22 protein-coding genes are annotated in these 19,326 nt (G+C 61.7%); 6 read left to right on the plus strand and 16 right to left on the minus strand.

Annotated features, from left to right (window positions below):
* Positions 1-245: 245 nt before the first annotated feature.
* Complete coding sequence (locus FIU90_RS15875; protein WP_152434986.1) at positions 246-422, plus strand: lasso RiPP family leader peptide-containing protein; 177 nt, start codon at positions 246-248, stop codon at positions 420-422.
* A 9-nt stretch (positions 423-431) separates the two neighbouring features.
* Here the strand turns inward: FIU90_RS15875 and FIU90_RS12030 are convergent, their stop codons facing one another.
* The 8 genes from FIU90_RS12030 to FIU90_RS12065 all read right to left on the minus strand — a co-directional run bounded on the left by FIU90_RS12030 (position 432) and on the right by FIU90_RS12065 (position 7,643).
* Positions 432-920, minus strand: a complete 489-nt coding sequence (locus FIU90_RS12030; RefSeq protein ID WP_152435830.1) for a GNAT family N-acetyltransferase — start codon at positions 918-920, stop codon at positions 432-434.
* A gap of 31 nt (positions 921-951) precedes the next feature.
* On the minus strand, positions 952-1,743 hold the full coding sequence (locus FIU90_RS12035) for a LysR family transcriptional regulator (protein WP_152434987.1): 792 nt from the start codon (positions 1,741-1,743) through the stop codon (positions 952-954).
* An 88-nt stretch (positions 1,744-1,831) separates the two neighbouring features.
* A complete protein-coding gene (gene apaG, locus FIU90_RS12040; protein ID WP_152434988.1) occupies positions 1,832-2,236 on the minus strand; it encodes a Co2+/Mg2+ efflux protein ApaG in 405 nt (134 codons plus the stop codon).
* A gap of 116 nt (positions 2,237-2,352) precedes the next feature.
* Complete coding sequence (locus FIU90_RS12045; protein ID WP_152434989.1) at positions 2,353-2,982, minus strand: 2-hydroxychromene-2-carboxylate isomerase; 630 nt, start codon at positions 2,980-2,982, stop codon at positions 2,353-2,355.
* Positions 2,983-3,285: 303 nt separating this feature from the next.
* On the minus strand, positions 3,286-4,800 hold the full coding sequence (locus FIU90_RS12050) for a SulP family inorganic anion transporter (protein ID WP_152434990.1): 1,515 nt from the start codon (positions 4,798-4,800) through the stop codon (positions 3,286-3,288).
* 362 nt (positions 4,801-5,162) lie between these two features.
* Positions 5,163-5,837 (minus strand): hypothetical protein, encoded by a 675-nt coding sequence (locus FIU90_RS12055; RefSeq protein WP_152434991.1) that lies wholly within the window; start codon positions 5,835-5,837, stop codon positions 5,163-5,165.
* A gap of 28 nt (positions 5,838-5,865) precedes the next feature.
* Complete coding sequence (locus FIU90_RS12060) at positions 5,866-7,083, minus strand: PLP-dependent aspartate aminotransferase family protein (RefSeq protein ID WP_152434992.1); 1,218 nt, start codon at positions 7,081-7,083, stop codon at positions 5,866-5,868.
* 20 nt (positions 7,084-7,103) lie between these two features.
* Complete coding sequence (locus FIU90_RS12065; RefSeq protein ID WP_152434993.1) at positions 7,104-7,643, minus strand: TetR/AcrR family transcriptional regulator; 540 nt, start codon at positions 7,641-7,643, stop codon at positions 7,104-7,106.
* 77 nt (positions 7,644-7,720) lie between these two features.
* On the opposite strand from FIU90_RS12065, the gene FIU90_RS12070 reads away from it, so the two are divergent.
* The 3 genes from FIU90_RS12070 to FIU90_RS12080 are packed head-to-tail and all read left to right on the plus strand — an operon-like array spanning position 7,721 to position 9,911.
* Positions 7,721-8,131, plus strand: coding sequence for a hypothetical protein (locus FIU90_RS12070; protein ID WP_152434994.1), 411 nt, complete (start codon positions 7,721-7,723; stop codon positions 8,129-8,131).
* A 44-nt stretch (positions 8,132-8,175) separates the two neighbouring features.
* Positions 8,176-9,531 carry a phospholipid carrier-dependent glycosyltransferase gene (locus FIU90_RS12075; protein WP_152434995.1) on the plus strand — a complete coding sequence of 452 codons (1,356 nt, stop codon included), beginning with the start codon at positions 8,176-8,178 and terminating at the stop codon, positions 9,529-9,531.
* Positions 9,531-9,911, plus strand: a complete 381-nt coding sequence (locus FIU90_RS12080) for a hypothetical protein (RefSeq protein ID WP_152434996.1) — start codon at positions 9,531-9,533, stop codon at positions 9,909-9,911. Before FIU90_RS12075 ends, FIU90_RS12080 begins: the two co-directional genes overlap by 1 nt.
* Here the strand turns inward: FIU90_RS12080 and FIU90_RS12085 are convergent.
* The 7 genes from FIU90_RS12085 to FIU90_RS15880 form a co-directional block, all read right to left on the minus strand.
* A complete protein-coding gene (locus FIU90_RS12085) occupies positions 9,879-10,970 on the minus strand; it encodes a glycosyltransferase family 2 protein (RefSeq protein WP_152434997.1) in 1,092 nt (363 codons plus the stop codon). The genes FIU90_RS12080 and FIU90_RS12085 overlap by 33 nt on opposite strands.
* 12 nt (positions 10,971-10,982) lie before the next feature.
* Complete coding sequence (leuB, locus tag FIU90_RS12090; protein WP_152434998.1) at positions 10,983-12,047, minus strand: 3-isopropylmalate dehydrogenase; 1,065 nt, start codon at positions 12,045-12,047, stop codon at positions 10,983-10,985.
* The gene (recO, locus tag FIU90_RS12095) at positions 12,047-12,655 is read right to left on the minus strand and encodes a DNA repair protein RecO (protein ID WP_152434999.1); all 609 of its coding nucleotides are present in this window, start codon (positions 12,653-12,655) and stop codon (positions 12,047-12,049) included. The genes leuB and recO overlap by 1 nt, the downstream gene beginning before the upstream one ends.
* Entirely contained in the window at positions 12,652-14,682 is a 2,031-nt protein-coding gene (locus FIU90_RS12100; RefSeq protein WP_152435000.1) for a S9 family peptidase, read from the minus strand. The genes recO and FIU90_RS12100 overlap by 4 nt, the downstream gene beginning before the upstream one ends.
* Positions 14,683-14,774: 92 nt before the next feature.
* The gene (locus FIU90_RS12105; protein ID WP_152435001.1) at positions 14,775-15,026 is read right to left on the minus strand and encodes an accessory factor UbiK family protein; all 252 of its coding nucleotides are present in this window, start codon (positions 15,024-15,026) and stop codon (positions 14,775-14,777) included.
* 121 nt (positions 15,027-15,147) lie between these two features.
* Complete coding sequence (locus FIU90_RS12110; RefSeq protein ID WP_152435002.1) at positions 15,148-15,696, minus strand: TspO/MBR family protein; 549 nt, start codon at positions 15,694-15,696, stop codon at positions 15,148-15,150.
* 320 nt (positions 15,697-16,016) lie between these two features.
* Positions 16,017-16,277 carry a hypothetical protein gene (locus FIU90_RS15880; protein WP_370515208.1) on the minus strand — a complete coding sequence of 87 codons (261 nt, stop codon included), beginning with the start codon at positions 16,275-16,277 and terminating at the stop codon, positions 16,017-16,019.
* 97 nt (positions 16,278-16,374) lie between these two features.
* Between FIU90_RS15880 and FIU90_RS12120 the strand changes: the two genes are divergently transcribed.
* Positions 16,375-17,031, plus strand: a complete 657-nt coding sequence (locus tag FIU90_RS12120; protein WP_152435004.1) for a hypothetical protein — start codon at positions 16,375-16,377, stop codon at positions 17,029-17,031.
* 3 nt (positions 17,032-17,034) lie between these two features.
* Here FIU90_RS12120 and FIU90_RS12125 read toward each other — a convergent pair whose 3' ends face one another.
* Positions 17,035-17,790: a TlyA family RNA methyltransferase gene (locus tag FIU90_RS12125; RefSeq protein ID WP_152435005.1), complete on the minus strand. Its 756-nt coding sequence runs from the start codon at positions 17,788-17,790 to the stop codon at positions 17,035-17,037.
* 34 nt (positions 17,791-17,824) lie between these two features.
* On the opposite strand from FIU90_RS12125, the gene FIU90_RS12130 reads away from it, so the two are divergent.
* Positions 17,825-18,427, plus strand: coding sequence for a hypothetical protein (locus FIU90_RS12130; protein ID WP_152435006.1), 603 nt, complete (start codon positions 17,825-17,827; stop codon positions 18,425-18,427).
* Positions 18,428-19,326: the final 899 nt, after the last annotated feature.

The raw sequence follows: 19,326 nt of genomic DNA on the forward strand, positions 1-19,326 counted from the left end.
CCCCTCCAATTCATCGAAAATTCGTTAGGATCCGCGGGTCGGACCAATCTTTTATGATTGGGTGCCCCGTGCCATGGCTTGCGAGCCCTGCGCACCGGAATACCAATCGATCGGCCCTTCGAAATTGGATTTCCGCGATCCCGATTGGATGGCTGGCACGCAGATCGACGACAAGGGTAACTGGCATTTACGTGTCTTTAACCACACCCACATAAAGATTTCCCTGCTAACGGGGAGTTCACGAATTGTCGGGCAAGTCAGACAGCATAGAAGTCAAAAACGCAGCCCGGCTTCCGTACGGCAAGCCTACGCTCACGCGCTATGGATCCGTCAGAAACCTTACTGGCGGGAGCTGTGGCTTTGATGCCGATACGCTGTTCGGCGTTTCCCCTGCGGGCAATGACATGGGATTCGGCTGCTAAACCACCTGCCTAGCCGGTCGGTCCGACCCGATCGCTTTCCAGTAACCCGTACCAGTAAACGTCGCGCAATCCTGCATGGGTCGTTTCGTGCTCGCGCAGATGAGCCTCTCGGGTAAAGCCGAGCCGTTCGAGCAACCTTATCGAGGGAGTATTCTCGATATCGACCTCGGCGGTGAGCTTGCGTGCGCCTTCTGCAAAGAGATGCTCGACGAGAGCACTGGTGCATTCACGGGCCACACCCACGCCCTGTCGGTGGGCACAAGTGATGTAGCCAATTTCGATCACGCCCTCCTCATGTCCGGGGACCGCGACGAACCGGGCAGCGACCCCTTCTGCATCCTGCGCGATCCACGTCCTGCCCGGCCAGTCGGGGTCCGATAGCCAGTCCCAAAGTTCGTCCTCGGTTTCGAATGCGGGCCTTGAAAGGTACAGGCACTGGTGCTTGTCAGAGAGTGTGGGGAACAGCGCCTTCTCATCCCCGCGCTGTAGCGGACGCATGGTGAAACGCCCGGTTGTAAGGGTGGGCACCTCAGTCACCGGTAAGGAACGCGACCAGCGTTTTCACCTTCTTCGAGCGCCACTGCGGCGTGGGAGCAACCAACCAATATGCGCGTCTGCTTTCCTGAGGTTCGCCGTGCGCTTCCAGCTTCCCTTCCTCGATCGCACCGGAAACGAGCGGCATCGGCAGCACGGTGCGGCCCATACCTGCAAGCGCGCTCGATAATGCCTGCCCTGCACTTCCCGCCTTTATGCACGGCTTCACTCCTTCGGGAAGCGAGGCTCCCGGCCAATCGATCCACGCGTCGCGATGCCTGGGTGCAGCGACCGTTACACGTTCGGCAGGCGCGAGCTGGACGCCTTCCAACTCTTCAGGTCCATCAACCAGCCGGATTGCAAGATCGAGATTGGCCTCGGTGAAATCGGCATTCTCGTCGGCAACGAAGGTGTAGAGGACACCCGGCGTGTCTGCCTGGAAGACCGCAAGCCTGGGCGCGAGCCATTCGGCGTAGAATTCACGCGGGGCCGCGATGGTGTAGCGGTCACTGGCCTGCCCGGCCTGCATCGCCTGCACGCTTTCCTCGAACCGCAGGAAGCCTTCGCGCAAGGCATCAAGGCCCGCCGCGCCCTCCGGCGTCAGTTCCAGCCCCTTCGAAGTTCTGCGGAACAGCACCACTCCAAGGTGATCTTCGAGCGCACGGATCTGCTGCCCGACAGCAGCCGGGGTTACCGCAAGCTCATCTGCCGCGCGGGTAAAGCTGAGATGCCGCGCCGCCGCGTCGTATACGCGCAGGGCGTTCAGGGGGAGATGCGTGCGCTTCATTGCGAGAAGCGCTTTAGCGCGCACGACGACGACCGCAAGCCGGTGTCACATTGCAATGCTGAAAGAAAGCCTTTGCGGCTCTCGATTGCTACCGCCCCTCGGCAGTCTCGGGAGCTGCCAGCGGGAAGAACGGGATGCGCACTTCGACCGGCGATCCATCGCCGCGCAGGAAAGTGTAGAAGCCCTCCATCGAGCCGTGCGGCGTCGTCAGCGGGCAGCCGCTGACATAATCGTGGCTTTCACCCGGCTGGAGCAGCGGCTGTTCGCCCACCACACCTTCGCCGTCGACATGGTTCACCATGCCGCGCGCGTCGGTGATACGCCAGTGACGGGTGCGAAGCTGGAGCGCCTCGTGAGAGCCGTTTTCGATGCGGATATGATAGACCCAGAACCACTTGCCCGCCTCGGGATGGGATTGCTCCGGCAGGAAGTTGACAGCGACCCGGACGGTGACCCCGTCGGTTACGGCAGCGTGTTGAAACAGCTCTTTCATAACACCTTCAAGTTAGCGATTCTCTATTCCCCTACAAGAGCACCAATGCGGTTAATCCACGCTGTATCCCCGAAAAGTGTGCGCCCGCTTTGCGGAAATCGGGGCCGGGCCTTTCTTCACCCCTTCGCCAATTCTTCCTCGATCTGGCCGAGCCGCTCCTTGCCGAAGAACATTTCGTAGCTTTCTTCTGGTTCGCCCCTGTTGCCGACATAGACCGTCGGGATACCGAAGGCGCCGCGCTCGACCACATGGTCGGTGTTTGCGACGAGGCCCTGCTTCACCTCGTCCGTCTGCGTTCGCGCGAAAAGCTCTTGCGCATCGAAACCGGCGTCTGCCACCGCTTGGCCAAGGCTTTCGGGGTTGAGCACATCGATACCCTCCTCCCAGATCTTCGGGAGCATCGCTTCGACGAATTGGACGCCTCGCCCATCCTGGTCGGCGGCGTAGAGCATGCGCTGCAACGTGATCGAGTTGAACGGGAACTGTGGGTGAAGCTTGTACTTCGTAAGCTGGTGCTTCTCGATAAAGCGGCGGATTTCGAGCATCGAGTATTCGACCTTGCCCTTCACATCGGCATCACGGATCATCGGCGGGGCATTGCCGGTGATCTTGTGCATGCCGCCGAGAAAGACCGGAACCACGTCGAGCTCCGCGCCATATTGCTTGATGAGGTCGCGCAGCGGCCACCAGATCATGTAGGCGTTGGGACTGACGAAATCGAAAACCAGCTCGACGCGATTGGCCATGTGATGCTCTCCCGTTTGACGAAAGATGGGTTGCACATCAAAACCCGGCCTGACAAGCGGAGTCTTTCTTGTCCGCATCGCATCCGCGACGCGAAATCCTCGCGCCTTCCGCGCTGCGGTCGGCCTTGCGGTCGCGTGCGCGACCGTGCTCCGCCTTCATGCCACAATTTCAAGAACGCTGGCGCGCAGCGCTGGAAGCGCGCCCGCAGCGGAATCGAAGCGTAGCTGAGATGGCCGTTTGGCCACTCGCCCGCAGGGCGCTTGGGCGAGGAGATTGCCGCGCGGAGGCGCTGCGGAAAAAGACTAGTGCGGGGCGAGGCCGAGTTCGATCCCGGTCCTGTCTTCCAGGGCGAACCGGTCGAACAGGTCGGCACTCGCCGCATTCAGGCCCACTACGCGGACATGGCGGCCATTGCGGCGCATCCGGTCGATCACTTTTTCCAGCGCCGCGATCGCGGAGATATCCCAGAAATGCGCGCGGCTGACATCGATTACGACGTTGTGCGCGGCGTCCTCGTACTGACTTTCCGGCCCAAGCTGCTCAACGAACTTGTCGACGCTGGCAAAGAAGATTTCTCCGGTCACGACATAGACCGCGCTGTGCGGCCGGCGAATGCGCTCGACGGTGAACATGTTCTTGACCTTTTGCGCGAAGAAGATGCCCGACAGGAGAACGCCGACAAGTACGCCAAGCGCAAGGTCGTGAGTCCACACAACGGTGACGACCGTGGCTAGCATCACGACCGAACTAGTCCACGGATGGCGCTTGAGATTCGGGATCGAGTTCCAGCTGAACGTCCCGATGCTGACCATGATCATCACGGCAACGAGCGCGGGCATCGGCACCTGGCCCACATACGGCCCTAGCACGGTAAGCAGAAACAGCAGGAACGCGCCCGCAGTGAAGGTCGACAGCCGCCCTCGGCCGCCCGAAGCGACGTTGATGACCGACTGCCCGATCATGGCGCAGCCGCCCATCCCGCCGAAAAACGCAGCGGTGATATTGGCGACGCCTTGCCCCGCGCATTCGCGGCGTTTGTCGCTTTCGGTGTGGGTCATGTCGTCGACGATTTGCGCCGTGAGCAGGCTCTCGAGCAGGCCGACGGCGGCCATCGTCAGCGAATAGGGCGCTATGATCGTGAACGTCTCCCAGGTCAGCGGCACGTCGGGGATCGCAAAGAACGGAAGGCCGTCTGGTAGCTCGCCCTCGCCTGCGACGTTGTTGACCGGGATGCCCCAGTACATGGTCGCAGCGGTCAGCAGAACGATAGCGACAAGCGGGCTCGGCACCGCCTTGGTCACGCGCGGGAACAGGTAGATGATCGCAAGGCCGACCGCGACCATGACATAGGTTTCGACTCCGACGCCGGTCAGCTGCGGGATCTGCGCCATGAAGATGAGGATCGCGAGCGCGTTGACGAAGCCGGTGATGACCGATCGGCTGACGAATTGCATCAGCAGGTCGAGCCTGAGCACGGCCGCGATGCCCTGAAATATGCCCATCAGAATCGTCGCTGCAAACAGGTATTCGACCCCGTAATCGCGCACCAGCGGGATCACAACGACGGCCACCGCAGCGGTCGCGGCCGAGATCATGCCCGGGCGCCCGCCGGTGAACGCAATCACCATCGCGATCACGACCGAAGCGTAGAGCCCCACGCTCGGATCGACACCCGCGATCAGTGCAAACCCGATAGCTTCGGGGATCAGCGCGAGCGCAACGACGATCCCGGCAAGGATGTCTTTGCGAGGCTGTGCAAGCCAGTCCTTGGCAAAATCACGACGGATTGAGGCCGCGAGCGAGCGGTCCTGAAACATGCATAAATTCCGTAATTTGCGCCCGGCAGGCGAGCGTCGGCAGGGACAATCCTGCGGGAGAGGAAGCGGCCAGATAGGGGTTTATGCTGCAATGCACAACCCGGCGTTTGACCGGCAATCGTGCTTAATCGGCCATTACCTGCGTTTCGTGAGGGGCGGTTAGGAAGATTGCGCAACTATGCTGACCGTGACCGGCACCCGCGCCGCAGCGGACCGGTCATGACCGGGGGTGGTACCCCGCAAAGCGGTCGTTCCAAGCGCTTCGCGTCGCCGAAGCCATGTGCTTGAAGCCGGGATGCCTTCCCCAATGGGCATCCCGGCTTTTCGCGTTTGCAATAACTCCTTTGTCGGCTGCACGACGTTCAGACGACAATAATATTGTCTTCTTCCGAAAAGTCATGGCGATCACAGTGTGATTCCGGGTCTGCAATTTTCCCTTCGATGTCGCGCATCACCTCGATTACCTTCGGTCGGGCACGCGCGAAGATTTGTGGATCAACTGCCACGCTAAGGAGCTCTGCGTTTTCCTCGTCGCGCGCGACAAGGAACAGTTCGTCTGCCCCCTTAGCGAGCGAGGACAGAAGCAGCCAATCGACACTAATATGAAATGGACCACCAGATCGCTGGTACGGCGAGCTCAAGCGCGCATTGCCGAAGCGATGTTCATTGCCGTCAACCCGAAATTCGAGTGCCAGCTTATCGTCGACGTCACGCGCCTTTCCATCAATCTGCCAGATATGCCACATCACATTGGCGTAACCGTTTTTCAGCTCAAACCGTTGATCGGGGTTGAGATACCAGGCCGCAGTTATCCATGGATTTTGGTAGTTACCATCGCCCGCATCCCATTTGACGAATCCGTTCGGTTGCTCGCCGTCTCGTATCCGCATGGTGACTTCAACCAGACCAAACGATCCGGCTTGCTGGGATTTGCAGACATATCCTGTCTGTGCCCGCTGTGGCGGAGTATTTTCTGGCGGAGAATGGGCGCAGGAGGTGGCGAGTAAAGCCAAAGCTAGGGCTGCCTTCATCCTCACCACACACTTCCTTTCAGCGTAATCGCTCTCAAATTCCCGCAGCCTTCAGCGCGCGGTCCATGTCTTCTTTCAGGTCCTCGATATCCTCGAGGCCGACATTGATGCGCAGCAGTCCTTCGGTGACGCCCATTTCGCCGCGGGCTTCCTCGCCCATATTGGCGTGGGTGGTGCTCGCCGGGTGGCACATCAGGCTCCGCGCGTCGCCGATATTGTTCGAAATGTCGATCAGCTCCATCGCATCGAGGATCGCGAAGGCTCTCTCGCGCGTGCCGACATCGAAGGCGAAGATCGGGCCGGTCGCCTCCATCTGGCCAAGCGCGAGTTCGTGGCGCGGGTGGCTCGGCAGGCCCGGATGGCGCATATGGCCGCCCGCTTTCGCGATGCGCGGCTCAAGAAATTCACCCAGCGCCACGGCGCTGCGGCTCTGGTGATGCGCGCGCAGCGAAAGGGTCTCTAGCCCCTTGTGCACCACCCATGCGTTGAACGGCGAGAGGTTCGGGCCGGTGTTGCGCTGGAACGGCAGCAGCACCTCGTCAATCCATTCCTGCGTTCCGCACACCGCGCCCGCGAGCACCCTGCCCTGCCCGTCCATCAGTTTGGTCGCGCTATAGGCCACGACATCCGCACCGAACTCCATCGGGCGCTGCAAAGCTGGCGAGGCGAAGGCATTGTCGACCACGGTTGTGATGCCATGCGCTTTGGCGAGATCGCAGACATATTTGAGGTCCACCACGTCGAGCGTCGGATTCGCCGGGGTCTCGAAGAAGAAAACTCGCGTGTTGGGTCGGATCGCCTTTTCCCATTCCTCGTCCACCGCGCTGCCGATCACCGTGGTCTCGATCCCGAAGCGCGGGAGCAGGTGGTCGACCAGCCAGCGGCACGAACCGAAGGCGGCGCGCGCGGCGACCACGTGATCGCCCGAAGATAGCTGGCATAGCAGCGCCGCGGTCATCGCCGCCATGCCGCTCGCCTGGGCGCGGCAGGCCTCGGCACCCTCGAGTAATGCAACGCGCTCTTCCAGCATTGCCACCGTCGGGTTCTGGAGGCGCGAATAGGTCATGCCCTTGGCATCGCCCGCAAACCGGTCGGCCACCGTTTGCGCATCGTCATAGGTGTAGCCCGAGGTGAGGAACATCGCCTCGCTCGTCTCGCCGTGCTCGCTGCGCCAGGTTCCGCCGCGCACCGCCCTAGTCGCGGGCCGCCATTGACGCGTTGTCGTGCGGTCCATTCCGGTGGTCTTCTTCATGGCCCTGACGCGTAATGCGACTAGAGCCCGCTCGCAACCAGTCCTTGCCGTGCCGTTTCACCGTGGCCCACCACATCGAGCATCAATGCTCCTTCGAGCAGCGTCATAATCAGCCTCGCGCCGCCCGCAGGATCGGGATCGTCTTCGGGCATCTGGCCTTCGAGCCACGCGAGCTGCTTTGTCATCATCGCGTCCGCCGCCTCGCGATAGCCAGGGACCCTGCGCGCTGCACCGGCGACGATCTCCCACCATAATGTGAGGAAACTCTGCATTGTCGGTTGCTGTCCGAGCGCAAGGATACGATCGAAGCATTCCTTGCGCGTTTTCGGACGCTCGATTCCCATCGCCATTTCGAGCGCGGCAGAATACACACCGGCGACGTATTCCAGCAGGTCGGCGACCAGTGTCTGCTTGTTGCCGAAATGGTAGACGAGCATTCGATCGCTCGTCCCGGCGGCTCTGGCCAGCGGGCGCAGGCTCGCGCCCTCCATGCCGTGTTCGAGAACATGGGCGGCGAGCTTGGGGAGCAGCGTTTCGCGCGAAAGGGATGCGTTTGCCATTTGCCTCTTGTAGCGAGTGCTACATTGAGTTACCAGTGTTGTAGCAACTGCTACATTCGAGTCGGAAGGACCTTCCCATGGATATTCTGCAATTCACCTTTGTCGCCGTGCTTGTGGTTGGAGCATTGGCGATCGTCTATATCCTCGCTGCCAAGCCAACAAGCGGCAACGCGACGCTCGCGGCCATGCTTGCCGGCGGGTTCGGCGCCTACACAGCGATTCAGATCGCGCAGGAAGGCGTGATGATGTTCTGGACGAACCACACGGTGAACCTGACTGGCATCCAGGTGTGGTGGGATCTTGTCATGTGCGTGATCGTCGCGCTGTTCTTCATTGCGCCGCGTGCGCGCAAGGTCGGGATGAATGTGCCGCTCTGGGCACTATTCGCAGCATGCACCGCCAGCATCGGCCTTCTCGCCATGTGCGCGCGTCTGTTCTGGCTGGAAAATCATGCAGAAGCGGCGGGTGGGAGCCCGGCGAAAGCGTAAACGCCCTTGCCGCTGGCGCGCGGCTCCAATAATCGCTGGCGGTGATGGCAGAGGCTCTCACCGCCCCCGAGCGAGCGATTGAAACCGCTGCGCCCCATGCGGGCGAAGACCTGCGCGTCATCGCGCAGGATCCGTGGATATGGTGCATCGTCATTCCGCTGGCTTTCGGCGCGCTTGCCGCGATCCGGCTCACCATCCCCTCAACTCCCTATTTCGACGAAGTGCACTACCTCCCCGCCGCGCGCGACCTGCTCGCGATCGGCGAGGGGCGCGGCATTTACGTCAATCGCGAGCACCCGCTGCTCGGCAAGGAGCTGATCGCGCTCGGCATCTGGCTGATGGGCGACACGCCCCTCGGCTGGCGGATCATGTCGCTTGTCGCCGGAACGGTCGCCCTCGGAGCGGGGATGCGCGCGCTGTGGCATGCGAGCCACGACCGCGCGGCGACGCTGATTTACGGCGTGCTGCTCGCAACCGGTTTCCACCTCTTCGTCCATGCGCGCATCGCCATGCTCGACATCTTCATGGTCGCCTTTCTCGCGGTCGCCGCCTGGCAGTTTGCCGCAGCCATCCGCGAACCCGAACGCGGGCGCTGGCGGCTTGCGCTCACCGGCCTTGCGCTGGGATGCGCGATGGGCGCAAAGTGGAACGCGGTCCCGATCGCGATGGCGCCGGGTCTTGCCTTTTTCGCAGCGCGCCTCGCGGCTGGAAGACGGCGGCTGCTCCTGAGCAAGCGCGGCATACCCGTGCCCGGCATCTCGCTTGCCGAAGCGTTTGTCTGGCTCGGTATCGTGCCGCTTGCAGTCTACGCACTGACCTTTGCGCCGGGATACTGGCTCGGCAGCGAATTCAATCCGTCACCGCTCGCGAAAAAAGGCATTATCGGTTTCCAGCAGGAAATGCTCGAGCTCCAGCGCCAGGTTCTCTCGCCGCACACTTACCAGAGCACCTGGCCGCAATGGGTCACAAACACGCGCGGCATCTGGTACCTTTACGAATACACCGATGGCGCGCAGCGTGGCGTGCTGCTGATCGGCAACCCGCTGACGATGCTGCTGGGTCTGCTTGCGCTGCTCTGGTGCCTGATTACCGGGGCCTGGCGCGCGGACTGGGCGCGTCTGGGCGTGGTGATCGGGTACGCCATCAGCCTGGGCCTGTGGCTGATCGCGCCCAAGGCGGTGCAGTTCTACTACCATTATTTCGTGCCAAGCCTGTTCCTGCTCGCCGCCCTCGCCCTCGCCTGCGCCGATCTCTACCGGAGCCGCTATCGCTGGCTCGGCATCGCCATACCGCTCGCCTCGTCGTTCATGTTCGCTGTGTTCTACAAGGTTCTGAGCGCCGCTGCGCTGGATGGGCCGATGAGCTTTGCCGACTGGACGTGGATCGAGGGGTGGCGGTAATGAAGACAGTCCTCCTGCTTGCGCTGGTGCTCACAGATTTGGGACCGGACGCATTCAATTGTCCCAAGCCGCGAGGGACTATCGTGATCAGCGACAATTGGTTTGATGGTATGCCGACCGATATCGATCGGATCATGCCGCTGGTTCTGGAAGTGGATGTCGCTTGCCGCGTCGATGGCGTGGGCAGGTTTGTGGATTGCAGGCATGCGGCCCGTCAGGATTTGACCAACCGCCAATCCGATGTTCTAGCAAGACTCATTTCAAGAATGCTGCGAGAGGCGAAATCTGACGAACCGAACCAAAAATGCGTGGCAACAAAAATCAGGTGGGACTTTAGCGGCGGTCCATCAAAACCGGCCCCAGACAAAGCGGCTGGATAGCGCGTAATTCCAGACCGATCCGATCAGGATCCCGGCGAAGGCGGCCAGGACGTAGTGCACGCCCTCGCTTTCGAGCAGGGTCGCAACCGCCACATTGGCAAATCCCCCGACTGCGCAGGTCGCGACAAAGCCGGCCCAGCCGCGCAGATACTCGCCCCAGCCCCTCAGCCGCCGGTCGCGGTAGGTAAGCCAGTTGTTTAGCCAGAAGTTGAAGCTCATCGCAGTCAGCACTGCCGCGAGCTGCGCTTTCCAGAAGATCGCCGTCATATTCGGAAACAGCGCCAACAGCACCGCATAGTGTATCACCACACCCAGCGCCCCGACCGTACCGAACAGCGCAAAACGTGTCGGGATCACCCGGCCCAGCGTCTTGTCGTAAAGCCCCGCAAGGAAGTCGAAGAGGATCGCTCGGTCGAGCTTGCTCTCGCCCGCGCGACGCTTGGCGAAATTGAGCGGAAATTCCTTGACGGCAAGCGTCTCTTTCGAAGTCGCAAGCAGGTCGAGCAGGATCTTGAAGCCGATCCCCGACAGGCGCGGGACCATTGCGCGCGCCTTGGCAGTGGGCAGCATGAAATAGCCGCTCATCGGATCGCTTAACTCTACCCCTGTAAGAAAACTCGCCACGCGATTGGCGAAGCCGGACAGGCGCTCGCGCTGGGGTTCCGCCCAGCCTTCGGTACTCGCCCCTTCCGCGAAGCGGCTGGCGACCGCGATGTCGGCCTCGCCCGATTTGAGGCTCGCGAGCATTCTAGGCAGCAGCGCGGGATCGTGCTGATGGTCCGCGTCCATCACCGCGACGTAGTCGGCGGCCGTGGCGCAAAACCCCTCTATCGCCGCGCTCGACAAACCGCGTCTTCCGATCCGTTGGATTACCCGCACACGGCAGTCTCGTTGCGCGAGTTTGCGGCCCTCGTCGGCTGTGCCGTCCCTGCTGTCATCATCGACGATCAGGACTTCCCAACCCTCCGCCCCGAGTGCACCTTCGATCCGCTCCACCAAAGGCGCGAGGTTCCCGCGCTCGTTGAGCGTAGGAAGAATGATCGCAAGATCGAGCGACATGACGGGACCCGCTTACAGCCGCTCGCGAACCGCTTCGCCGATTTCCTCGCAGCCATGCTCGCCGCCGAGGTCGCCGCCGCGAATACCATCGGCGAGCGCTTTTTCGACCGCCATCTCGATCCGTGCGGCTTCGTTTTCTCGCCCGAACGAATAGCGCAGCATCATCGCCACCGACAGGATCGTCGCCATCGGGTTCGCCTTGCACTGCCCTGCGATATCGGGCGCGCTGCCATGGATTGGCTCGTAGAGACCGAATACGCCATGGTCGGTCTTGCGATCTCCGATCGAAGCGCTCGGAAGCAGGCCGATAGACCCGACCGCAGCGCTCGCGAGATCGGACAGGATGTCACCGAACAGGTTACCTGTAAGAATGACGCCGAACTGAGCGGGATTGCTGATGATCTGCATGGCAGCGTTGTCGACATACATGTGGCTCAGTTCGATGTCGGGATGCGATCCAGCGGCATCCTTCACCGTGTCGCGCCACACCTGGCTGGTTTCGAGCACGTTGGCCTTGTCGACACTGCACACGCGGCACTTGTCGTCTCCTGCGCGTGCGGTGCGGAAAGCGACCTGCGCGATGCGGCGTACCTCGGTTTCGGAATAGGACATCATGTCCCACCCCTCTTGGCTGCCATCGTTGGCGACCTTTTCACCCTTGTCGCCGAAATAGACATCGCCGGTCAGCTCGCGAACGATCATCATGTCGAGCGTCTTGGCGATTTCGGGCTTGAGCGGCGAGAGGTGCTCCAATCCTGCAAAGACCTTTGCCGGGCGCAGGTTGGCGAACAGGTCGAGGTGTTTGCGCAGGCCCAGGATCGCCTGTTCGGGGCGCAGGGCGCGTTCGAGCTTGTCGCAATCGGGATCGCCGACCGCGCCGAACAGCACCGCATCGCAAGATTGGGCGATGGTAAGTGTCTCTGAGGGAAGAGGCTGGCCATGGCGTTTATAGGCGATGCCGCCGACATCGCCATCGAACAGCGTCAGCCTCGGCAGGTCGAGCGCCTCGAGCACCTTGACCGCTTCGCGCGTGACCTCAGGGCCGATCCCGTCCCCCGGCAGAACCGCAATCTTCATCAGCTTCCCTCCACCATCCGCACCAGCCGCTCTCCAAGAGCGACACGAGCGGCCATAACATCGCCTCGGGCGTCGGCAAGCAGGTAGCGCGCAATCGGCTTGTGGAGAGCGCGGAAAACCTCGATCTGCGCTTCCAGATCGCCTGCGGTTTGGGGCTTGTCGCCCCCAAAGCCGAGTTCGCGCAGCAGCAGCGCCTCGTAAGTCACCATCGCGCCCAGCCAGCGACGCGCGGACGGCGCGTTGCAGATTGCAGTGAGCAATCCGTCGAGCGCTTCGTAGAGCCCCGGATACTCCTGGCGTTCAGGCAGCGCACTTGCCGTGAGTGCGCAAGCCCAGTTGATTGCGGCGGCGGGCAGCGGCTCGGTCATCCACGGTGCGCGGCTCTCGACCAATTCGAGCCTTGCGAATGGAAGCTGGCTTGCGGACTTGGCACGCAGTTCGAGGTCGACGCGGTTGCCGGGAATCATCACCGGGCGCAGCTGCCGCCCGCGCCCGCCTGCGACATAACCTGCAACGAGGCCGTATTCCTCGGTCAGCAGCCGGGCAATCGAGGCTGTCTCGCCATGCGGACGCGAGGCGACGAGGATTGCCTGCGTGTGGACGTTCATTCCGTCTCGGTCAGCCCAAGCTGCTTCTCGATGAACTCGGCCTGTTTGCGGAAGTAGAACAGCTGGTTCGACAGCTTGCGCCACCCGTGCCCTTCATCGGGGATGCGAATGAAGGGCGCTTCCACACCATTCGCGCGCAGCGTCTTCACCATTACCTCTGTTTCATAAATGTCGATGCGCGGGTCCATGACGCCGTGCGAATAGAGTACCGGCACGGTGATACGGTCGGCTTTGCGGATCGGTGAGTTGACGCGGTAGAATTCGCGCCAGCGTTCTTCGGTGATGTCGCCATATTCGATCCGGTCGGAGGCCTTGAGCGCGGGCGATGCAACCTCGAGCGCGGTGATCCAGTCGGCGACGCCGAACAACGAGACGCCGGCAGCGAATTCGCCCGGATATTCGGCTAGCACCGCATTCACCGCATAGCCTCCATAGGAGCCGCCCATCACCGCAGCGCGGTCGCCATCGATGAGCCCGTCATCGGCGAGAGCATTCTTGAGATCGACGAGATCGCGGATCGAGTCCAGCCGGTTCTCGCGGTCGTCGAGCGTCGAATAGGTTCGCCCCAGCCCAGTGCTTCCGCGCACGTTAGGCTGGAACACCGCCACGCCTCGCGCGACGTGGTATTGCGCAACCGGCTCGAAGGTCGCCTGCGACTGCGCCGATGGGCCGCCATGAACGTCGAAGATCACGGGCGGCGCGTCCTCACCCGTGCCCGCGCCTTCGGGAAGGTAGAGCAGACCCTGCAACTCCACCCCGTCACGCGCTGGATATCGCACCACTTTAGGACGCACGAGACGGATCGGATCGAGACCGGCAAGGTTTGCGGAGAATACCTTCTCGCCCGTCCCGTCGAGCGGATTGATCATCCAGATTTCGCCGGGAGTCTGCCAGCCGTTAACGCGGACCATCAGCTTGGGCTCGTCCCCGCCTTCACAATCGAGCGTGTAGTTGCCCTCGGGCAGGAACGGCACCGTGCGGCTCGTCCCATCGCGCATATTGCGGATCTGGAGCGTGTCGAAACCGTCACGGTTTTGCGTAAAGGCGATGATGAGCGAATCCGGCCCGCACAGCTCAATGTTCTCGACATCGGCATCCGAGGTGAACGCGGGTTCGATCTTGCCGAATTCCAGATCGTAGCGCGCGAGTGTTGCGAACTCGCCAGCTTTGCGCTGCGAGGAATCATCGCCCGACATCGAAGCAGCCTGCGCGGGAAGGTTGGTCGAAAAGATGAACGTCTTGGAATCGGGAAGCCACTCGAACCCGCCGACCGTATGGCTCGCGCGGTTCTCGAGCGCGGGCTTGGAGACAGTCGTCATTTCCTTCGTCTCGAGATCGAGCAGATAAAGATTGTTCGCGTCCTCTCCCACCGTCTCGGTCACGATCGCGTACTTGCCGTCGGGTGAGATCGAACGCGCGGCAAGGCCAAGTTCGCTTTCGACGATGAGTTCGCTCTCGCCATCCAGCGTGCCGCGATAGATGTCGAACACGCCAGCCCCGCGCGCGGTCGAGGCGTAGACGAAGCTGCCATCCTTCGCGAAGTCGCCGAAAATGCGGAAATCGCCGCGCTCGGCGGGCAGCACTTCGGTTTCGACGCCGTTGTTCGACACAGTGAAGTATCCGGGCTGCTCATTGCCGTCGCGGTCGGCGGAATAGAACAGGGCCTTGCCATCGGGCGTCCAGATCGGAGCGCGCACGCCTGTCTTGAATGTGACCTGCATCGGCTGGCCGCCGCTCGCGGGCATCACCCAAAGCTCGGGCTTACCTGTCACGTCCCACGAGAAAGCAATCGTCCGCCCGTCAGGCGAGAGGTTGGCCGCCCCCGCCCCGCTTGCGAGCAGGTAGCGCGCGATGTCGGGCGGGTATTCGCCGGCGCGGCCCAGAGTGATCTCACTGCCATCGGGCTCAATCGCTTCGATCGACAAATCCGCGCCCTTGGTCCCGCCAAACGCTTCCTCCGCCTCCTGTGCCAAAACGGCGGATGGCAGGGAGAACGCCGTGGCGGCGAGCAACATCGGGCGGATCATGGATACCTCTTGGGAGCTGCGACGAATGAAGACGCACAGCCTAGAGGATCGGCGGTGTGGTGCAATCCTGCTTGAACGCAGGGGCTGCGATATTACTCTTGCGCGAGCTTCTCTTCCAACTCGGCGACCTTGGCTTCAAGCGCATCTGCCTGTTGGCGTGCCTTCTGCGCCATCGCTTTCACCGTGTCGAATTCCTCGCGGCTCACGAAATCCATGCCGCCCATCGCCTCGCGCATGCGTTCGCGCGCACTTTCACGAGCCTCGCGCGTCATGCCGGCGAATGTGCCGGCCGCGCTGTTGGCGAGTTTGACGAAGTCGGCGATGATCGGGTTTTCGCTTTGCATGCGGGCTATTTGGCGATGCTTCAGAGCAAGGGCAAGTGGTTTCGGTCGCGCAGCGACGCGATTTTCATGTCGCTCGAGCCAGGAAATCGCACGACCGTTGGCTTGCCCAGAACTCAAAAACCTAAAGCGTAACCCGCTCGACAGCTCCGCTCTCTTCCGTGCTCCCGCCATCGGGGTTCTCCGCGATGAACTGGTAGTTGAGCACCGTCGCGAAAGCGACCCAAGCGAGATAGGGCAGCAGCAGCATCGCCGCTAGCCGTCTCACGCGCCAGAAGGCCCAGATCACCACCAGCAGGCTCAGCGTCACGTAGACGAGAATGTAGAGCCCGCCAGTCATGTCCTGCATGCCGAAGAAAACCGGTGTCCATGCAAGGTTTCCGGCGAAGTGCAGTGCGAACAAAATTATCGCGAGCTCCCGCCCCCGCGCTCCCCACGCGCTTGCTACGAGCGCCAGTGCAAATCCTATCATCACGTAGAGGATGCCCCACACGATCCCGAAAGCGGCGGGAGGCGGAAAAATCGACGGCTTCACAAGACCCTGGAACCAGGCGGTCTGCGGGCTGCCTAGCTGGCCCGCGAGAAAGCCGAGCAGCACGATGAGTGGAACGAGGAACAGCGACCACCGCAAAAAGCTCGCGCGGAGCTGCGATTTCGAAGCCAGGACGTTCATTCATTCTCCTGTTCGGTGGCGCGCATGCGCGGCCATTTGCCACAATTCTCGATTCGCCACGGACTATGCCGAGGAGCGATACACTCTGGCAGTGCCAGCGCCAATTTACCCACATTGCAGCGATGAGGGCGTGTCCAGATCCGGCACAAGCCACGTTATTCTGCGCCGTTCAGCCGGTCGAGATAAAAGCCGTGTGCGAATTTCGAACTCTATGATAGCGTCGCCACATTCTTGCCGTGATTCGGGACGTCGTTCGGCAAGATTCATCCATCTGCGCGTCCCGCCGTTTACGGGTTCGATGGGAGCCCTAGAGGGGAAAATTAATGAAAAAGACGAACTTTGCTTCGATGCTCGCCGTTGCTGGCGGTCTCGCTGTTGCCACCGCTGCATGCTCGGCTCCGGCTGACGATGCTGCAACCGAAGCCGACACCACCGCAGTCGCCGATTGCGCCGCTGCCGGTTGTGCTGCCGAAGGCTGCGCCGCTGAAGGTTGCACCGCAGAAGGCTGCGCTGCTGAAGGTTGCGCCGCAGAGGGCTGCGCTGCAGAAGGTTGCGCGGCTGAAGGCTGCGCCGCTGCAGATTGCGGTGCCGCATAAGCTGAGCGCTTACGCTTAAGATAATCCGGCCGATGGCAACTCCCTGTTGTCGTCGGCCGTTTTGTTTCTAAGGTCCGCGAACATGAACCAAGTGGAAGCCGCGCACACAGTAATCGAAACAATCACCCGGATGGCGCAGGAACAGCGCCCCTTGATGCTGCGCGTAGTGCCCGAGGAGGGGGCAACTTTCTGGACCCACTATCCCAAGAAAGATGCGCGCGATGCCAACTGCCAATCGCGCTGGTACTATCATGTTCACGCGCCGGGAATGCGCGACGCGGACGAGCACGGCCACTTCCATCTCTTCCTCCATCGCACGCAATTGCCCGACGGCCTCGAGCCCAAAGTCTGGCCGCCTCAGGGCGAGGAGGCAAAGGCGCATGTGACGCACCTCGTTGGCCTGTCGATCAATACGCAAGGCATCCCGCGCGCATGGTTCACGGTGAACCGCTTCGTCACCAACGAATTCCTCTTTCCCGCCGAGGTGATGATCGAGCACCTGCCCGACTTCAATGTGGACCACACCAAGGAAGACGACCTCGTCAATTGCTTCGTCACCGCAATGGTCGCGCTTTATCGCGGAGAGATCGCCGAGCTCCTGCGCGAGCGGGACGCTAAGCAGGCCGAGCTCGAAGCCGAACACGGCGAGAAGGCATACGAGAAGGCGAGCGGGATCGAAGTCCTCTCGCAGATGCCGATAGATCTGGATAAGAAATTGGGTTCGCTCGATCTGGGCTGACGATCAGCCGCGATTTGCCGAGATCAGGAATTCCACATTGCCCTGTGGGCCGGTGATCGGGCTTTCCACGATCCCGTCGATGTCCCAGTCAAGTCCTTCGAGCCACTCGCGAACCTCGCCGCACACCCTTTCGTGCAGGGCGGGATCGCGCACCACGCCGCCCTTGCCCACTTCCTCGCGCGCCACTTCGAATTGCGGCTTGATCAGCGCGACAAGCCGACACTCGCGCGCCGCCAATTCGAGCGGGCGTTCAAGCACCTTGGCAAGGCTGATGAAGCTCGCATCGCACACCACCCAGTTGCACTCGCGCGTGATGTGATCGCGGGTGAGGATGCGTGCGCTTGTCTGCTCGAGAACGGTGACCCGATCGTCCTGCCGCAGCTTCCAGGCGAGCTGGTTGGTTCCGCTGTCGACCGCAAAGACATGCGCCGCGCCGTTGGTCAAAAGCACATCGGTGAAGCCGCCAGTCGAACTGCCGATATCCATCGCGATTGCACCTTCCGGATCGAGCCCGAAATGCTCGATCGCATGCGCAAGCTTTATCCCGCCGCGGCTGACCCAAGGATGGTCGCGTCCGCGCACCTCGAGCGGCGCATCCTCGGCAATCTGTTGGCCGGGCTTTTCGATCTTGGTCTCGCCCGAAAAGACCGTGCCTGCCATTATGAGGGCCTGCGCGCGGGTGCGGCTTTCAGCGAGGCCGCGTTCGACCAGCAGGTGGTCTACCCGCTTCTTTTTGGGTGGTTTGTTCGCATTGGTCATGGACCCGAAAGCCGTTAGCGCGCATTTAGACGGCATGAAAGCGATCTACCTCCATGCCGTTGGCGCGATTGCGCTGAGTTTCACGATTGCCGCCTGCATTCCGAACGTAGAGCCGCCGCTCCCGGTTCCGCCGCCGGTTACGACTCCTGCGCCCGCTCCCGTGCCTACGGTCGCGCCCGCTCCCGCTCCTTCGCCATCTCCGACACCAGTCCCGGCTGTTCAGCAACCGGAGTATGAGAATTATCTCGATGCACCGCAGACGCCGGGCACCTGGATTTACAGCAATTCGGGATCGACCTCGCGCGCAGATTTCACTACGTCTCAATCAGGCAGTTTCAATCTGAGGCTTCACTGCTCAGCCAATCCGGGCCGCGAGCAGATTTCAATTTCCCGCAGGGGCTATTTGCCGACTGGCACCTCCACGATAACAATCACGACCGAGACTGCCGAACGCACTCTACGCGCCGATATCAGTTCCAGCGCTATGATCGTCGCGACACGTGTCGATGCCGATGACCCGATCCTCGATGCAATGGCGATCACGAAGGGTCGCTTTGCGATCGAAACGCCGGGCCTCCCGACGCTCTACATCCCCGCTTGGGTCGAAGTGAGTCGCGTCATCGAGGACTGTAGGTAATCGGGTAGAGGCTTGTTCGCGGAGCACGGCGGCGCAGCCGCCGCAAGCCCGACCGGGCGCCCGCAGCGCCGAAAGGCGCGAGGAAATCGAACGCCGGAGGGCGTGCGAAAAGCAAACATAATCTCTCGATTCCTTTGGTTAATATCCACAGGTTGTCGACAGACCGTCCACAGACATGTCCCGGAAGCAAAAAACGCCCGAGGTTTCCCTCCGGCGCCGCCGTCACGTCTCCTGCGCAACGATGGTCGAGTATGACGTGGGAAAACTATAATTCAAGTCTTGTCTTGGGGCAGCGGACGACTCAAATATGTACATGAGGCTAGCGGCGAACGCGGCTCTCGGCCCCCGGTGATACGGTTTGGGTCTTGGCTTTCAAGCGCGAAAGGAGGTGATCCGATGTCTCATGGTTCAGTAGAGAGGTCGGCAAGTTTCCGCGCGAGGTATATTCGGTAAGCAGATACCGAGTAAGACTTCGTGAGCGGCGCTTACCGCCGCTGACCATGAAAGGGCGGTTCCCCGACGGGCGGAACCGCCCTTTTCATTGCGTTGAGAATTTTGTTTGCGCCCTCAAACCCCGGGCGCGCGGAGTCTTGGTTGTCCGCATCGCATCCGCGATGCGAAATCCTCACGCCTTCGGCGCTGCGGGCGCGCAGTCGCGCTTGCGGTTCGCTTTGCGAACCGTGCTCCGTGACCAAGCCGACAAGGAAGCGCCTTGACGCATGGTGCGAGTTTGAAAAATTGCGTTGATCGCGTCGCGACCAGCGACGCCAGCGCGCGACTGCGCGCCGCCGCCTGTGCGGCGAAGCCAAGCGAGCCGGACGGCTCGCGCCCGGCGTTTGAGGGCGATAACAAGAGACTCAATTCTTGCCCGCAGCGCCGCACGATACTATTCGCCCACC

Source organism: Erythrobacter sp. THAF29 (assembly GCF_009363635.1).
GTDB lineage: Bacteria > Pseudomonadota > Alphaproteobacteria > Sphingomonadales > Sphingomonadaceae > Erythrobacter.

Bases quoted from the DNA above. Each gene is read 5' to 3' on its own strand.
- FIU90_RS12030 (WP_152435830.1), bottom strand. From the start codon at position 920: ATGCGTCCGCTACAGCGCGGGGATGAGAAGGCGCTGTTCCCCACACTC.
- FIU90_RS12035 (WP_152434987.1), bottom strand. From the start codon at position 1,743: ATGAAGCGCACGCATCTCCCCCTGAACGCCCTGCGCGTATACGACGCG.
- apaG (WP_152434988.1), bottom strand. From the start codon at position 2,236: ATGAAAGAGCTGTTTCAACACGCTGCCGTAACCGACGGGGTCACCGTC.
- FIU90_RS12045 (WP_152434989.1), bottom strand. From the start codon at position 2,982: ATGGCCAATCGCGTCGAGCTGGTTTTCGATTTCGTCAGTCCCAACGCC.
- FIU90_RS12050 (WP_152434990.1), bottom strand. From the start codon at position 4,800: ATGTTTCAGGACCGCTCGCTCGCGGCCTCAATCCGTCGTGATTTTGCC.
- FIU90_RS12060 (WP_152434992.1), bottom strand. From the start codon at position 7,083: ATGAAGAAGACCACCGGAATGGACCGCACGACAACGCGTCAATGGCGG.
- FIU90_RS12065 (WP_152434993.1), bottom strand. From the start codon at position 7,643: ATGGCAAACGCATCCCTTTCGCGCGAAACGCTGCTCCCCAAGCTCGCC.
- FIU90_RS12070 (WP_152434994.1), top strand. From the start codon at position 7,721: ATGGATATTCTGCAATTCACCTTTGTCGCCGTGCTTGTGGTTGGAGCA.
- FIU90_RS12075 (WP_152434995.1), top strand. From the start codon at position 8,176: ATGGCAGAGGCTCTCACCGCCCCCGAGCGAGCGATTGAAACCGCTGCG.
- FIU90_RS12080 (WP_152434996.1), top strand. From the start codon at position 9,531: ATGAAGACAGTCCTCCTGCTTGCGCTGGTGCTCACAGATTTGGGACCG.
- FIU90_RS12085 (WP_152434997.1), bottom strand. From the start codon at position 10,970: ATGTCGCTCGATCTTGCGATCATTCTTCCTACGCTCAACGAGCGCGGG.
- leuB (WP_152434998.1), bottom strand. From the start codon at position 12,047: ATGAAGATTGCGGTTCTGCCGGGGGACGGGATCGGCCCTGAGGTCACG.
- recO (WP_152434999.1), bottom strand. From the start codon at position 12,655: ATGAACGTCCACACGCAGGCAATCCTCGTCGCCTCGCGTCCGCATGGC.
- FIU90_RS12100 (WP_152435000.1), bottom strand. From the start codon at position 14,682: ATGATCCGCCCGATGTTGCTCGCCGCCACGGCGTTCTCCCTGCCATCC.
- FIU90_RS12105 (WP_152435001.1), bottom strand. From the start codon at position 15,026: ATGCAAAGCGAAAACCCGATCATCGCCGACTTCGTCAAACTCGCCAAC.
- FIU90_RS12110 (WP_152435002.1), bottom strand. From the start codon at position 15,696: ATGAACGTCCTGGCTTCGAAATCGCAGCTCCGCGCGAGCTTTTTGCGG.
- FIU90_RS12120 (WP_152435004.1), top strand. From the start codon at position 16,375: ATGAACCAAGTGGAAGCCGCGCACACAGTAATCGAAACAATCACCCGG.
- FIU90_RS12125 (WP_152435005.1), bottom strand. From the start codon at position 17,790: ATGACCAATGCGAACAAACCACCCAAAAAGAAGCGGGTAGACCACCTG.
- FIU90_RS12130 (WP_152435006.1), top strand. From the start codon at position 17,825: ATGAAAGCGATCTACCTCCATGCCGTTGGCGCGATTGCGCTGAGTTTC.